Below are 15029 nucleotides of genomic sequence, written 5' to 3' on the forward strand. Positions count from 1 at the left end.
GCGGGGAGCAGGCTCAGCGCGACGCTGCCACGCGGTCCCCGGGCACGCCTGACACGGCCGGAAGTTCCAGCCGGGCATCCGTCCCGGCGATATCCGCCCCGTTGTGGGTTACCAGGACTACGGTACGGTCCCGCAGCCCTCTGCGAAGGTCCGCCAGCATGGCTGCGGCAGCTTCCGCATCCAGGTGGGCGGTGGGTTCGTCCAGCAGGATCACGTCCGCGCCGGTCAGCAGAGTCCGCGCCACGGCCAGGCGCTGCCGTTCGCCACCGCTGAGGAAGGCGCCGCCGGGGCCGATCCTGGTATCCAGGCCGGCAGGCAGCCTCTCCACCAGCCCGTCAAGTCCCACGGCGGCCAGCACCACGCCCAGGTCATCATCGGAAACCGGCGGCCCACCAGTTCCGGCGGCACGCCCCAGCAGCAGGTTGCCCCGGATGGTGGAATCGAAGAGGTGGGCCTCCTGCGGGCACCAGGCCGCGCGGCCGGACACCTGGGCCCGGCCCGCCGCCGGCGCCAGGAAGCCGAGCAGGACGGAGAGCAGGGTTGATTTCCCCGAACCGGACGGCCCGGTGACTACCAGCCAGCGGCCGGGCTCCGCCACGGCATCCAGCCCCGTGAAGACCGGGGGCCCATCCGGCCATGCTGCGGCCAGCTCCGTCAGCGCTATGCCCGGGGCGCCGCCGTCGCGGGCCGGGAGGGCGTGCAGCCCGGAGGTATCCCCGTCCGGAGAGGCCACGCCCGCGCCGCTGCCGGACGGACCGCCGTCCAGGGCCCCGGACTCCCCCACCCGCTGCAGGACCTCACGCAGGGCAGGGAACTGGCGCACCGCCGTCGTCATGGCTGCGTAGGGTTCCACGAGCGCGAGCAGAAGCAGCACCACCACGGCTGCCGTGGCCGGGGCAACCCGGGCAGCCAGTACGTCGGGGCCGGCAAGCCAGGCAGCGGCCAGGGCCGCGGCACCGCATCCGATGGTGGCAATGGCGTGTCCCAGCCCGTCCGCCCAGGCGGAGCGCCGCGAGGCGTCCGTCGCCTCCCGGTCCTCGGCCCGGAGCGACTCGAGCACGGGTGCTGCCAGGCCGTTCGCGTGCAGGTCTGCCCGGGCGTCCAGCGCCGCCGCTGTCCGCCGCAGCACACCGGAGCGCAGGGACTGCTCGGCAGTGGCCGACCGCCGGTCCCCCCACAGGGCGGCCGCCGGCGCGAGCAACAGGCCACCGGCAGCTGCGCCGATCACGGCAGGCAGCGCGGCGGGCACCAGGATTCCCGTGGCAGCCAGGGCCAGGGCGGACACTGCGACCGCTGTGACGGGCGGCAGGACCACGCGTGGCAGGAGGTCGCGGATGGTGTCGACGTCGTCAATCACCGTTCCCAGCACGTTGCCGCCCTGCAGGAGCCGGCGCAGCGACAGGGCCCTGCGGCTGAGGGATTCCCAGAGCCTGCCGCGCAGGCGGGTGAGGGCGGCGAAGACGGCATCGTGGAGCAGTAACCGTTCCCAGTAGCGGAGCACCGCGCGGCCGATGCCAAAGAACCGGACGCCCACAATAGCGGTCAGCAGGTAGAGGATGGGCGGCTGTTCGCTGGCCCGGATGATGAGCCACCCGGAGAGGCCCGACAAGGCGACGGCGAACATGGCCGCCAAGGTGCCCACCACGGCTGCGGCCGCGAATTTGCCGCGCACCGGTTCCAGGAGCGCCGCGAGGAGTCCGGCCGCGCCCGAGGTGGACCGGGCAGTACGGTTGGGGCCGCTGGGGTCAGTGCCGGGTGCGCTCGACGCGGCATCAAGGGAGGCGGGGTCTTCGGACGGCGGATTGCCCGTGCCGGCGTAAGCGGCCAGGACCGGGGCATGCGGGGGCTCGTGCGGTTCCACGGCCTGCCCGGGACCTGCCACCGGAACCAGCTGGTCCGCAAGGTGCCGGGTGCGGTGGTTGTGGGCCACCAGGATCACGGTCACCTGGCCGCGGAGTCGGCGGATGGCATCTTCGACGACGGCGGCGGACGCGTCGTCCAGGTGCGCGGTGGGTTCATCGAGCAGCAGGATCGACGCCCCGGCATCAATCCTGGCCAGTCCGCGGGCCAGCGCCACCCGGCGCAGTTCCCCGGGGCTCAGCTCCGCCTGGTGTTTGGCCGCCAGGTGGCCGGCGCCTGCCCGCTCGAGGCAGCTCCGGGCGGCATCTTCGGCGGCGAACCGGTCCGGGCCGTGGCCCGGGTCCCGTGTCAGGTACAGCAGCACCTCGTCCAGGACCGTCGGCGCCACCATGACGGGGTGTTGCGGCACCCAGGCAATGGCAGCGCGGTCCAGTCCCCTGATCGAGCCCGAGATACTGGTGCCGTTGCCCGCGCCGACTGTGCCGGCCAGGACGCCGAGGATGGTGCTTTTGCCCGCACCGCTGGGGCCGTCAAGGGCGGTGATCCTGTCCACCGGTGCGGTGAAGGTGAGGGGCCCGACGACGGTGTCGGACCGCCCGGCATAGCGCACCGTCAGCCCGGTCACTTCGAGGGGGGCGCCCGGCCGGCCGGCTTTGGCGGCGGGCAGCGGTGCCGCCTCGGGGGCGCCGGTCACCGCTGCCGCTTCCGCCAGGGCCACGCGGCCATCGTCACTGGCGTGGTGGGCGGTGCCCAACTCCCGGAGCGGGAGGTAGCAGTCCGGTGCCAGGAGCAGCGCCAGCAGGCCTGCCTCCAGCGGCATGTCCCCGTGGACCAGGCGGACGCCGATGAAGACCGCCACCACCGCCACCGAGATGGTGGCGATGAGTTCCAGGGCCAGCGCGGAGAGGAATGCGGTGCGAAGGGTGCCCATCGTGCGGGAGCGGTATTCCTCGGAAATCTCTTCCAGGGCTTTGCGCTGCTCGGTGGCACGGCCCAGGCCCACCAGGACCGGCAGGCCCTTGGCGAGTTCGAGCATGTGCGCTGACAACCGTGCCAGCGACGCCTGGGCCTGGCGCACGCTGTCCTGGGTGTAGCGGCCTATCAGCACCATGAAGACCGGGATCAGCGGGACCGTGAAGACGATGACCACGGCGCTCACCCAGTCCGCGAAGAGGATCCGCGCCCCCAGGAGCAGCGGGATGGCCGCGCAGTTGACCAGGGCGGGCAGGAACTGGGTGTAGTAGTTGTCCAGTGCGTCCAGTCCGCGGGTTGCCAGCACCGCCAGGCCTCCGTCGCCGGGCCCGGATCCGCGGACGCCGGTGCGGAGGGCATGCTCCAGCAGCCCGGCGCGCAGCTCCTCCTTGACCCCCAGGGCGGCGCGGCGGGCCGCGACGGCCTGTCCCCAGACGGTCAGGGACCTTAGCACCACGCCGGCAAGTCCGGCGGTGATGTGGGTTCCCCACGCGGGGTTGCCGGCCACCAGTCCGGCCAGGACGGCTGCCACCGCCTGGCCGATCAGGACGAGCGAGAGTGCCTTGAGCGCCGCCAGGACCCCCAGCCAGTAGATTGCTGACCGGGTGGACGGGCCTGCGGGGAACGTAGGCCGCACGTCAGCCCTTGATGGTGAACGCCTTGGCGGCCACGGCCGGCAGGAAGCTGTGGGCTTCCGGGATGTGGGCGGCGCTGACGCGGCGGCGGAACACCCAGTAGGTCCAGGCCTGGTACGCGATCACCAGGGGAAGGCCAACGGCTGCGACAATGCTCATCAGGCCCAGGGTGTAATCCGAGGAAGAGGCGTTGGAGATGGTCAGGTCAAAGGCACTGTCCAGCGTGGAAGGCAGCACCACCGGAAACACCGCCCCGAAGATGGCAGTGGTGCCCAGCACCAGGAAGGCGCCCAATGCGAGGAATGCCCGTCCCTCGGAGCCCTTCCGGGCCAGCAGCCAAGCCGTTGCGGCAGCGCCCACGGCGAGGACGACGGCGGCCCAGGTCCAGGGCTTGCCGTCCATGAACTGGATGGCAAGGGCCCATGCGGCAATCGGCAGGAGCAGGACCGGCAGGAGCCGCACGAACCACCGGCGCGCACGGTGCCGCACGTCGCCGTCGGTCTTCAGGGCCAGGAAGGCCAGGGCGTGCAGCAGGGAGAATCCCACCACGGCCGCACCCCCCAGCAGGGCGAAGCCGCTGAACCATGCCATGGGGCCACCTTCCCGGTCGCCGTTGGCGTTCAGCGGCAGGCCGGTGGTGGTCAGGGCCAGGGCGGCTCCAACGCCGAAGGCCGCGAAGAAGGAGCCCAGGGCAATGGCCCAGTCCCAGCGGCTCCGCCAGCTGTCGGTATCCACCTTGCCTCGGTATTCGAAGGCCACGGCACGGAAGATCAGGGCCAACAAAACCACCAGGAGCGGCAGGTAAAGCGCGGAGAACAGGGAGGCGTACCAGAGCGGGAAGGCCGCGAACGTTGCGCCGCCGGCGGTCAGGAGCCACACCTCGTTGCCGTCCCATACGGGTCCGACGGTGTTCAGGAGCACCCGGCGCTCGGTGTCGTTGCGGGCGAAGATCTTCATCAGCATCCCGACGCCCAGGTCGAAGCCCTCCAGGAAGAGGTAGCCGGTCCAGAGCACCGCGATGGCGATGAACCAGATGGTGGGAAGCAGTTCCATTGTTCGTTTCCTCTGCTCGTTGGAGCCTGTTGGGTCCGGTGCGGCTAGTAGGCGAAGGCCAGGACGTCGTCGGCGGCCCTGGCTTCCCCGGTGCCGTCGTCGCCCGGGGTCCGGTCCTCATTCTCATCGGCCGGTGCGTGGGCAAGTTCGGGCATCGCGGAGACCACGCCGCCGCGGATGTACTTCACCAGCAGTTTCACTTCCACCACCAGCAGGACGGCGTAGACGGCGGTCAGTGCCACCAGGGAAGCGATCAGCTCGCCCGCGGAGACCCCGGGGGAAACGGCGGCGGCGGTGAACATGAACACCTGGTCGATGCCGCTGGGGTCCGGGTTGGGGGCCACAACGAACGGCTGGCGGCCCATTTCGGTGAAGATCCAGCCGACGGCGTTGGCGCCGAAGGGTGCCAGGATGCCGAACACTGCCAGGCGCATCAGCCAGCGGGATTCCGGTACCGTCCCCTTGCGGGTGATCCAGAGTGCCACCAGCGCGGCCAGGGCGGCAAGGCCGCCAAAGCCGATCATCATCCGGAAGCCCCAGTACGTGACTTCCATGACGGGTACGTACTGGATCTCCTGGCCGGCGCGGTCACCGTAAATCGGGTTGTCCGGCAGGTTGGTTCCGTATTTCTCCTTGTACTCGGGCAGCAGGCTGTTGACGCCCTTCACCTCGGTGGTGAAGTCACCCTTGGCCAGGAAGGACAGGATGCCGGGGACCTCGATGACTGCCACGACGTCGTCGCAGTTCTTCGATCCCACGTTGCCGACGCTCAGGACGGAGAAGCCCGTGCCGTCGTGGCAGGCAGCTTCGGCGGCGGCCATCTTCATGGGCTGCTGCTGGAACATAAGCTTGCCCTGGAGGTCACCGGTGACCGCTGTGCCTGCGAACGAGATCATGGCCACCACGGCGCCGATGCGCAGGGACCGGATCCACACGCTGTAGTCGGCGCGGTCCCGGCCGGGGATGCGGGCGTCCTCACCGGGGATGGCCCGGCCGTCGGCACCCACGGTGTCGACGCCGTCGTGCCGCCTCCGCCACAGGTGGTACCAGGCGATGCCGAGGAGGAAGCCGCCGGCTACGGCGAGGGCGCCGAACAGGGTGTGCGGGACGGCCACCAGGGCAGTGTTGTTGGTGAAGACTGCCCAGGCGTCGGTCATCACGGGCCGGCCGTTCACCATTTCCACGCCCACCGGGTGCTGCATCCAGCTGTTGGCCACAATGATGAAGTAGGCAGAGAGGGCTGAGCCGATGACGGCCACCCAGAGGCAGGCGAGGTGGATGGCCGGCTTGAGCTGTTTCCAGCCGAAGATCCACAGGCCCAGGAAGGTGGACTCCACGAAGAAGGCCAGGAGGGCTTCCAGCGCCAGCGGGGCGCCAAAGACATCGCCCACGAACCGGCTGTACTCACTCCAGGCCATGCCGAACTGGAACTCCTGCACGATGCCGGTGGCGACGCCCATGATGAAGTTGATGAGGAACAGCTTCCCCCAGAACTTGGTCATCCGCAGGTATTCCGGCTTGCCGGTGCGGTACCAAGCGGTCTGGATCACCGCTACCACGAGGCCCAGGCCGATGGTCAGCGGCACCATCATGAAGTGGTAGACGGTGGTGATACCGAATTGCCAGCGTGCGATTTCCAAGGCGTCCATGGCAGTCCCTACTGTTAGCAGTGCAGTTTTCTACGCTTCGTAGAACTCTAACTTCTACACAGTGTAGAACATTGTCGGTGGCTGCAAAAAACCATCCGCCACACCCCTAGGATGGCGCGTCCCGGCCCGCCACGCCAGATGTTCTACCATATGTAGAAAGAAGCAGGGTTTCGGGGTAAATTTAGTTCTGTAGTTGAACAGCCGCGTGACGTCATCGGCGCAGCGAAAAGCGCACGGTGCGGGGAAATAAAGGAAAAGTGAAATGGCTAGTCTTGGTGAACTGGAACGGGCGGTCATGGACCTGCTCTGGGCGGGCCAGGAAGCGGCTACGGCCAACACCCTGAGGGACCAGTTGGCGCGCTCGTCGGCTGCACAGGGCGGGGCGGGCCACGAGGGCAAGGAACTGGCTGTCACGACTGTACTTACCGTGCTCTCCCGGCTGGAGAAAAAAGGGCTGGTGGAACGCGAACGGGGCACCCGCCCGCACCGCTACCAGGCTGTTTCCAGCCGCGCCGACCACACTGCCGAACTCATGCATGAGGTCCTCGGGTCAGCACCCGACCGCGAGGCAGTCCTCGCCCGCTTCATAGGATCGGTCTCCGAAGGTGAAGCCGCTACGCTGCGCAAACTGCTTGGCCACCTCTAGCAAACCATGTTCTGGGCCTCGTACCTGCTGGCGGTCCTTGCGATAGTCCTTGCGTGGCCGGTGCCGATCCTCCTTTCGAAGGCACAATGGCCGGCCAGGTCGCCCTTCACCGCGATGCTGCTCTGGCAGGCGATCGCCCTCGCAGGTGGCTTGTCCATGATCGGCGCCATGCTGGTCTATGGCCTGGAGCCGATTGGCGACAACCTGGTGGCCGGCCTTCGGGCCCTCGCCGGCATGGTACTTTTCAGCGCTCCCACCACGGCATTGGGGTTCTGGCACATCTTCGCCCTGTCCGCCGCGGCCCTGCTGACCGCTCACCTGGTCTTCACCCTGCTGCTCACCTACTACAAGATCCAGCGGCAGCGGCGGCGGCACCGTGAACTCCTGGCCCTGCTGGCCTCACCGTCCGGACAGGACACCGGAACCCTGGTCATCAGCCATGATTCCCCGGTGGCCTACTGCCTGCCGGGTGGGGCCCGCTCTGTGACCGTCCTGTCGGACGGCCTGATGGCCGCCCTCGAGCCGGCTGAACTCCGCGCCGTCCTCATCCATGAGAACGCCCACCTGAGCCAACGGCACCACCTGCTGCTCTGGGCGTTTGCCGCCTGGCGGCAGGCGCTGCCCTGGCTGCCCACCACCCGCCTTGCCCAGGAATCGGTCAACTCACTCATCGAGATGCTGGCTGACGACGTCGCCCTGCGGACCGAGAGCAAGGCGACCCTGATCAAGGCCATCGCCATCGTCGCCAGCGGCTCGGCAGCGAACCCCGAAGCTGGTGGCATCCGGCCGTCCTCACCCAGCCTGGCGCTTTCAGGGCTGGAGGCGGCCTCCATGGGACCGGGCTCGGACGCGGTCCGGACTGCAGCGTCCAGGGTCAGCCGCCTGCTGACACCCCAGCCCCAACTGCCGGCCGCGGCCCGCAGTGCCGTCCTGGCCGGCTGCATCCTGCTGCTCGCGCTGCCAACCGCTTTGCTCGTGGTTCCGGGGCTGCTCGGCTGACCTGCCGCCGCGGTGGTTGACCTGCCGAAGGCCGGCACCCTCAGGCGTCGATGCGCTCCCGGTCAAGGCTGGACGCCCCGGCGATGATGAAGTCCTTGCGCGGGGAGACATCCGAACCCATCAGGAGGTCGAAGATCTCCTCCGCCTGCTGGGCATTCTCGATGCCCACCTTCCGAAGGGTCCGGTGGCGTGGGTCCATGGTGGTCTCGGCCAGTTGCTCGGCGTCCATCTCCCCCAAGCCCTTGTACCGCTGGATGGGTTCCTTGTACCGCTTCCCCTCCTTGGCCAGGCGCGCCAGCAGCACGTGGAGCTCGGCTTCGGAGTAGGTGTAGATCATCTCGTTGGCCTTCTGGCCGGCGTTGATAACCTCCACCCGGTGCAGCGGGGGAACCGCCGCGAAGACCCGGCCTTCGAGGATCATGGGCCGCATGTAGCGGAAGAACAGGGTCAGCAGCAGGGTCCGGATGTGGGCGCCGTCCACGTCGGCGTCCGTCATGAGGATGACCTTGCCGTACCGGGCGGCGCTGATGTCAAAGCTGCGGCCGGAGCCGGCGCCCACCACCTGGATGAGGGCCGCGCATTCGGCGTTGGAGAGCATGTCCCCCACCGATGCCTTCTGCACGTTCAGGATCTTGCCGCGGATGGGCAGCAGGGCCTGGAAATCGGACGAGCGGGCCAGCTTGGCGGTGCCGAGGGCGGAGTCGCCTTCCACGATGAAGAGTTCGGAGCGTTCGACGTCGTCCGTGCGGCAGTCAGCGAGCTTGGTGGGCATCGAGGACGTTTCCAGGGCATTCTTGCGCCGCTGCGTCTCCTTGTGCACGCGGGCCGAGATGCGGGACTTCATCTCGTTGACGATCTTTTCCAGCAGCAGGGCCGACTGCGCTTTGTCGTTCCGGTTGCTGGAGGTGAGCTTGGCGGTGATCTCCCGTTCCACCACCCGCGCCACGATGGCGCGGACGGCGCTGGTGCCGAGGATCTCCTTGGTTTGCCCCTCGAACTGCGGCTCGGCGAGCCGGACGGTCAGGACTGCGGTCAGGCCGGCGAAGATGTCGTCCTTGTCGATCTTGTCGTTGCCGGCCTTGAGCTTGCGGGCATTGGTTTCCACGGCTTTGCGGAACGTCTTGACCAGGGCTTGCTCGAAGCCGGACTGGTGGGTGCCGCCTTTCGGGGTGGCAATGATGTTCACGAAGCTGCGGACGGTGCTGTCGTAACCAATGCCCCAGCGCAGGGCCACGTCCACTTCGCAGTCCCGTTCGACCTCCGCCAGCTGGCTGTGGCCCCGTTCGTCCAGGACAGGGACGGTTTCCTTGAACTTGCCGGAACCGTGCAGCCGCCACACATCGGTGACGGCCGGATCGGCGGCCAGGAATTCGACGAACTCCGAGATGCCGCCGTCGTGGTGGAAGATTTCTTCGTGCGGGCCTGCCTCACCGGGGGTTCCCGGGAGCTTGCGTTCGTCGCGCACGGTGAGCTTGAGCCCGGGAACCAGGAACGAGGTCTGCCGGGCACGGGCTGCGAGGTCCTCGTAGGAGAACTTCGCGTCCGGCGTGAAGATCTGCCGGTCCGCCCAGTAGCGGATGCGGGTCCCCGTTACTCCGCGCTTGGCCTTGCCCGTGACGTCCAGGACAGAGTCGTTGACGAACGGCGTGAAGGGCGCTGCCGGATCGGGCTTGGACCCGGTGTCCTTGAACCGGCCGGGTTCGCCGCGGCGGAACGACATCCGGTAGGTCTTCCCGCCGCGGTCCACCTCAACGTCGAGGCGTGAGGAGAGGGCGTTGACCACTGAGGCGCCAACGCCGTGGAGGCCGCCGGACGCGGTGTAGGAGCCACCGCCGAACTTGCCGCCTGCGTGCAGCTTGGTGAATACCACCTCGACGCCGGTGAGCCCCGTCTTGGGCTCCTTGTCGATGGGAATGCCGCGGCCGTCGTCGTGGATTTCGACGGAATTGTCCGCGTGAAGGATGATGCGGATGTCGTGGCCGAAGCCTGCCAGGGCCTCGTCCACCGAGTTGTCGATGATTTCCCAGAGGCAGTGCATAAGGCCGCGCGAGTCGGTTGAGCCGATGTACATGCCCGGGCGCTTGCGGACAGCTTCGAGCCCTTCCAGGACGGAAAGGTGCCGGGCGGTGTACTCAGAGCTTGGTGCCACTGGTGATGAACTCCTTCAGGGACGTGGGAGCGGCACTGGAACCGCTCCCTCTAGGGTAGTCGGCGGCAGCGACAGGAGCCTGCTGCCACACCCGCCGGCCGCTGTGCGGCGCGCCACGGGCAGGGTCCCGGCAGTCGGTGGGACATTCTTGACCCAACCTTGCGGATACGCGCACAGCGAACTTGCCCCATCCTTGCGATGGATTGGATACGAATGCTGGTTATATAGATGTACTGATCTACTAAGGAGGCCGACATGACAACAGCAGTGGCAGACCGCACGCTCAACGCACTGGACCGGTGCGACCGTTGCGGAGCTCAGGCATATGTCCGGGTTGTACTCGAGTCCTCCGGCGGTGAGCTGCTGTTCTGTGGCCACCACGCCCGTGCAGTGGAGGCGACGCTTAAGCCGTTGAGCTCCGACTGGCACGACGAGACGGGAAAGCTTCACGAGAAGGCTCCCGTCGAGATCGACTAGATGAGGCATCGGTAACAACGAACCCGGTGGGACCTGTCCGAATGGATGGGTCCCACCGGCGTTTAACCGTCCTTAGGGGGAACCTCACGGGGGTTAAGAAGCCAGGCCGCCCCGGGCCCACCGCAGGGTGGGGTCGGGGCGGCCTGGCTTTTGCGCTGGAGATCTAGTCCAGGTAGTCGCGCAGCACCTGCGACCGTGACGGGTGGCGGAGCTTGGACATCGTCTTCGATTCGATCTGCCGGATCCGCTCGCGGGTGACGCCGTAGACCTTGCCGATTTCGTCTAAAGTCTTCGGCTGCCCGTCGGTGAGGCCGAACCGCATGGCAACGACGCCTGCTTCGCGCTCGGAGAGGGTATCCAGTACCGAGTGCAGCTGTTCCTGCAGCAGGGTGAAGCTCACTGCGTCGGCAGGGACCACCGCCTCGGAGTCCTCGATCAGGTCACCGAACTCGGAATCGCCATCCTCACCCAGGGGAGTGTGCAGCGAGATTGGTTCGCGGCCGTATTTCTGGACCTCGACAACCTTTTCCGGGGTCATGTCCAGTTCCAGCGCCAGTTCCTCGGGCGTGGGTTCGCGGCCGAGGTCCTGCAGCATCTGGCGCTGGACACGGGCCAGCTTGTTGATGACCTCAACCATGTGCACCGGAATACGGATGGTACGGGCCTGGTCGGCCATGGCGCGGGTGATCGCCTGCCGGATCCACCAGGTGGCGTACGTGGAGAACTTGAAGCCCTTGGTGTAGTCGAACTTCTCCACGGCGCGGATCAGGCCCAGGTTGCCTTCCTGGATGAGGTCCAGGAAGAGCATGCCGCGGCCTGTGTAGCGCTTGGCCAGGGAAACCACGAGGCGGAGGTTGGCCTCCAGGAGGTGGTTCTTGGCGCGCTTGCCGTCGTGGATGATGAATTCGAGTTCGCGCTTGTACTTGGGGTCCATGGTGTCCCCGTCGGCAGCGATCTTTTCTTCGGCGAACAGTCCGGCTTCGATCCGGAGAGCCAGGTCGACTTCCTGCTCGGCGTTGAGCAGTGCCACCTTGCCGATCTGCTTCAGGTAGTCCTTGACGGGGTCGGCGGTGGCGCCGGCGGACATGACCTGCTGGACCGGGGCGTCGTCGTCGTCGGCGTCGGAGTAGACGAAGCCCTTGCCGCTGCCGGCGGCACCCTTGACGGGATCGGCGTCGGCATCCTCGACCGCGTCGGGGCCTTCGAGGACGATGTCGTCGATGTCCTCCTCGACCTCCTCGACGTCGTCCGGGTCAACGTCACCGGTGGACTTGCCGGCAGCCTCTGCTGCAGCTTTGGCGCCCGGTTTGGGCCCGCGCTTCTTCGGCTCGCGCTTGCCGTCCGCTGCAGCCTCACCGGACGAAGCCTTGTTGGCTGCCCGCGTAGCTGCCCGCTTGGCGTTGGTCGCGGCCTGCTTCTCCTCAGGGGACAAGACATCCTGGGCGGCGGAATCCTTCTTCGTGGAAGACGGGGTCACAGAAAACCTTTCTAGCGGTGGTCTGTGGAATCACCATACGGGCAACACCACTATGACCCTGTCAAGTCCGTGGTGGAAACCAAGCGCCACCACGGCCGGCAGAGTCACTTAAGACAACTCCCGGAGCGGCTGTAATGTTCCCTTGCGGGCACGGTTACAAGCACTCGATACACGGACCCAACCGGGTCTCGGCATCCATTGTCTCATGATTTGGCCGAATCCGGCCTCTCCTGCCGGCATCCATTACCACCCCAGCGCTTCCGGCGCCCCTGAGAGGCGTGGCCCGGGGCCACCACGGCCGGGCGTCAGACCACACCTCCGCGCTCCGGCCCAAAGGGATCCGGCCCGAATTTCTGCCAGGCAGCGTCCTTCCGCGCCGCCCAGCCGCAGAGCGCACCCCGCGCGACAATGTCCAGCAACAATTCCGCCAGCCTGTACCCGGGCTCAAGCCGGAGCGCCTCGCCCAGGTAGGCGGCCGCGTACGATCCGCGGCCGCGGCACCAGGCTATCCATCCCCTGCCGGCCAAGGCTGCAGCCCCGGCCCGTCCGCCCGGCGCTGCCAAGTGTTCAAGGACGCGGTCCAACATGTCCAGGGCCGCCCAGCAGGGCACCTCAGGCGCCACTCCCATCAGGATCTCGCCGTAACCGGCAACCGGAGGTCCGGCGGGGTTCAGTAAACGTGGCCGGCGGTCCCGGCCCAGCCGCGCAGGCGCTGTTGCAGCCCCGAACCCCGGCGTCCGCAACCGCGGCGCCGTGTCCAGGCATGCGGCCGGCGAGGCTAACGGCGCGAACACGGCGGAGTCGCCGGCAACCTCAGACGCACCCACATCGTCAAGGGCCCCGAAAAGCTCAGCTCCTGCCTCCGCGGCACTCCTGCCCGCTGCTGCCATGACCAGAACGGCATCGCGCCAAGTCGGCACGAAGATGGTGGCGCGAAGGAACGCATCGCGCTCGGCGTCCGGTTGCCACGGCGTCGCGGCCGGCTGGCCCAGGATCCTCTCCCAGAAGTCCAGCACGGAGCTGAACTGGGCCCTGCTCCGGGTCCGCCCGGCCAGTTCTTCCATCCAGCCGTCCTCCCGCGCCAGGACGGAGGCCACATATTTGCCCGGCAGCGCCGGCACGTGCGCAGTGCCCGATCCCGGCGCTGCCTCGATGCTGCTGCCCCGGTACACCATCTCGGCATTAAGCGTGCTGTCCCTGATCTGCTGGACCGGGCGGCCGGGCGGTGGGCAACACGACGAGTCCCGGCACAGGGCGTCCCGCCAATACGCGTCGCCCACGAACCACGCGTGACGGACAGGCATGCCCGCCTGGTCCAGGACAGCCTGCACGTCGCGGACCAGTTGGTCGTAGGCGGTAGGCGGCGCCGCCCCGGCGTCGGTGGTAAAAATCGCCAGCAGCGAGCCGTCGGCCTCAACGTCAGACTGCAGGTAGCGGCGGACGGCGCGGGCGAACCCCGACGGGTCCACCTGTGTCTCCAGGTCGGGAAGGTCAAGCCGCAGCGTGGCTCCCAGCGTGGTGCCGCGCAAGGTCATGGCCACGAGACTCGATGCCGGCCAGTATCCCAGCGAATGCGGGATGAAGCCGAGGATGTCTTCGGGGCCGTGGACTGTCAATCGTTCCGGAGCTGTCATGGCTCCAGCATTGGCCCCCTGCCGCGCAGCGCGCACCGGGCCGTTCGGCTATGTGGGAAACCCGAGCGGTGGAGGACCAGTGGCCTGCGCCCTTAGTCGTCGGTAGGTGCAGGCTGCCGGCGGCGGGCCAGGCTCTCCCGGCGCTGCCGCGCCAAGGCACTGCGCAGGGGCGGCACGACGATTCCCTGCGCCGCCATCTGCCGGCGCACCTTTCGCCTGGAGGCAACGATCGCTGCCGATCCAATCGCGAGCAGCAGGAACTGGACGCTGAGGGCCAGCCGGAACGGGTCCAGGCCATACAGGACACCCTGCGAGAATCCGGTGGCATAGAGCAGGTCCAACACCAGGCCGATCAGGAAGATGGACACCAGGGCGGCAATGAAACCGCCAACATTGACGATGCCGGTGGCCGTCCCGATCCGGTGCGCGGGGTTGAAAGTCCGCGCGAAGTCAAAACCGATCATCGACCCCGGGCCGCCGATGGCGAGGACGACCACCAGCATGGCCAGCAGCCACAGCGGAGACCTGCCGGGCAACAACAGCACCGCGGCCCAGGCGGCGGCCGTGAAACCGGCAATGAGCAGGACCATCGTGGAGCGTCTCAGCGGGTGGCGGGAAACGAAGCGGCCAATGAAAGGGCCCACGGCCATGGCAGCGGCAACATACAGCGCCATCAGAGCTGCAACGGTACCGGCGTCCAGGCCCTGACCGGAGATCAGGAACGGGTAGCCCCAGGTCATCGCGAACACGGTGCCGCTGAACTGGATGGTGAAGTGGCTCCACATTCCCAGCCTGGTTCCGGGCTGGCGCCAGGCGCGCGCCAGCGAGACGCCGGTTGCTTTCAGCCCCTGCCGGGCGTCCGGGCGTTCGGTGCCCGGCGGAACGTCCTGCAGCAGCAGGAGGACCAGCACGACGGCGAGGGCCGACATCCCGGCCAGCATCAGGAAGGCGGGAGTCCAGCCCGACAGGTGCAGGACGAGCGCGAAGGGAAGGACGCTGAACAGCTGCCCCAGCTGGCCGGACATGCCGGTCAGCTGGGTCACCAGGGGGACGCGGACCGGAGCAAACCACAGCGGGATGAGCCGGATCACCGAGATGAAGGTCATGGCATCGCCGGCTCCCACCAGCACGCGGCCCAGGACCCCGCCCGGGATGCTCTCGGCAAAGGCAAGCTGCAACTGGCCCAGCCCCATCAGCACGGCACCGCCGGCGATCATTGCCCGGGAGCCGAACCTGTCCACCAGCAATCCGACCGGGATCTGCAACCCGGCGTAGACCAGCAGTTGCAGGACCGTGAAAAAGGATATGGCCGAGGCCGTGGCATGGAAGCGCTCGGTGGCCTCAAGGCCCACTACCCCGAAGGAGGTGCGTTGCGCCACGGCCACCAGGTACCCGAAAATTCCAACGGTCCAAATCAGCCAGGCGCGGGGAGCAGTCACTAGTTCATTATGCCCGGCCCCGGCAGGCTCCCCCGAAGC

Annotated in this window: 10 protein-coding genes; 3 read left to right on the plus strand and 7 right to left on the minus strand. The window is 67.8% G+C overall.

Annotation, left to right across the window (positions count from 1 at the left end):
* Nucleotides 1-13: 13 nt before the first annotated feature.
* From cydD to DC347_RS18935, 3 genes are read right to left on the minus strand one after another with little or no spacing between them, the layout of a single operon-like run.
* Nucleotides 14-3469 (minus strand): thiol reductant ABC exporter subunit CydD, encoded by a 3456-nt coding sequence (gene cydD / locus DC347_RS18925; protein ID WP_109864047.1) that lies wholly within the window; start codon nucleotides 3467-3469, stop codon nucleotides 14-16.
* A 1-nt stretch (nucleotide 3470) separates the two neighbouring features.
* Nucleotides 3471-4520: a cytochrome d ubiquinol oxidase subunit II gene (gene cydB, locus DC347_RS18930; RefSeq protein ID WP_109864048.1), complete on the minus strand. Its 1050-nt coding sequence runs from the start codon at nucleotides 4518-4520 to the stop codon at nucleotides 3471-3473.
* Nucleotides 4521-4564: 44 nt separating this feature from the next.
* On the minus strand, nucleotides 4565-6169 hold the full coding sequence (locus DC347_RS18935; protein ID WP_109864049.1) for a cytochrome ubiquinol oxidase subunit I: 1605 nt from the start codon (nucleotides 6167-6169) through the stop codon (nucleotides 4565-4567).
* A 262-nt stretch (nucleotides 6170-6431) separates the two neighbouring features.
* Here DC347_RS18935 and DC347_RS18940 point away from each other — a divergent pair, with 262 nt between their 5' ends.
* Complete coding sequence (locus DC347_RS18940; RefSeq protein ID WP_018761089.1) at nucleotides 6432-6815, plus strand: BlaI/MecI/CopY family transcriptional regulator; 384 nt, start codon at nucleotides 6432-6434, stop codon at nucleotides 6813-6815.
* 6 nt (nucleotides 6816-6821) lie between these two features.
* A complete protein-coding gene (locus tag DC347_RS18945) occupies nucleotides 6822-7814 on the plus strand; it encodes a M56 family metallopeptidase (RefSeq protein ID WP_018761088.1) in 993 nt (330 codons plus the stop codon).
* 40 nt (nucleotides 7815-7854) lie between these two features.
* Here the strand turns inward: DC347_RS18945 and DC347_RS18950 are convergent, their stop codons facing one another.
* Nucleotides 7855-9963: a type IIA DNA topoisomerase subunit B gene (locus DC347_RS18950; protein ID WP_109864050.1), complete on the minus strand. Its 2109-nt coding sequence runs from the start codon at nucleotides 9961-9963 to the stop codon at nucleotides 7855-7857.
* A 255-nt stretch (nucleotides 9964-10218) separates the two neighbouring features.
* On the opposite strand from DC347_RS18950, the gene DC347_RS18955 reads away from it, so the two are divergent.
* Nucleotides 10219-10440, plus strand: coding sequence for a hypothetical protein (locus tag DC347_RS18955; RefSeq protein WP_018761086.1), 222 nt, complete (start codon nucleotides 10219-10221; stop codon nucleotides 10438-10440).
* A 163-nt stretch (nucleotides 10441-10603) separates the two neighbouring features.
* Here DC347_RS18955 and DC347_RS18960 read toward each other — a convergent pair whose 3' ends face one another.
* The 3 genes from DC347_RS18960 to DC347_RS18970 form a co-directional block, all read right to left on the minus strand.
* Nucleotides 10604-11917, minus strand: coding sequence for an RNA polymerase sigma factor (locus DC347_RS18960; RefSeq protein ID WP_018761085.1), 1314 nt, complete (start codon nucleotides 11915-11917; stop codon nucleotides 10604-10606).
* A 305-nt stretch (nucleotides 11918-12222) separates the two neighbouring features.
* A complete protein-coding gene (locus DC347_RS18965) occupies nucleotides 12223-13551 on the minus strand; it encodes a DUF4192 family protein (RefSeq protein WP_043423779.1) in 1329 nt (442 codons plus the stop codon).
* A 92-nt stretch (nucleotides 13552-13643) separates the two neighbouring features.
* On the minus strand, nucleotides 13644-14990 hold the full coding sequence (locus tag DC347_RS18970; protein WP_018761083.1) for a nitrate/nitrite transporter: 1347 nt from the start codon (nucleotides 14988-14990) through the stop codon (nucleotides 13644-13646).
* Nucleotides 14991-15029: the final 39 nt, after the last annotated feature.

Source organism: Pseudarthrobacter sp. AG30, assembly GCF_003116525.1.
Taxonomy (GTDB): Bacteria; Actinomycetota; Actinomycetes; order Actinomycetales; family Micrococcaceae; genus Arthrobacter.

What these genes read in the sequence shown, in the direction of transcription:
- DC347_RS18945 (WP_018761088.1), top strand. Translation starts at nt 6,822, where the DNA reads ATGTTCTGGGCCTCGTACCTGCTGGCGGTCCTTGCGATAGTCCTTGCG.
- DC347_RS18955 (WP_018761086.1), top strand. Translation starts at nt 10,219, where the DNA reads ATGACAACAGCAGTGGCAGACCGCACGCTCAACGCACTGGACCGGTGC.
- DC347_RS18940 (WP_018761089.1), top strand. Translation starts at nt 6,432, where the DNA reads ATGGCTAGTCTTGGTGAACTGGAACGGGCGGTCATGGACCTGCTCTGG.
- cydB (WP_109864048.1), bottom strand. Translation starts at nt 4,520, where the DNA reads ATGGAACTGCTTCCCACCATCTGGTTCATCGCCATCGCGGTGCTCTGG.
- DC347_RS18935 (WP_109864049.1), bottom strand. Translation starts at nt 6,169, where the DNA reads ATGGACGCCTTGGAAATCGCACGCTGGCAATTCGGTATCACCACCGTC.
- DC347_RS18965 (WP_043423779.1), bottom strand. Translation starts at nt 13,551, where the DNA reads ATGACAGCTCCGGAACGATTGACAGTCCACGGCCCCGAAGACATCCTC.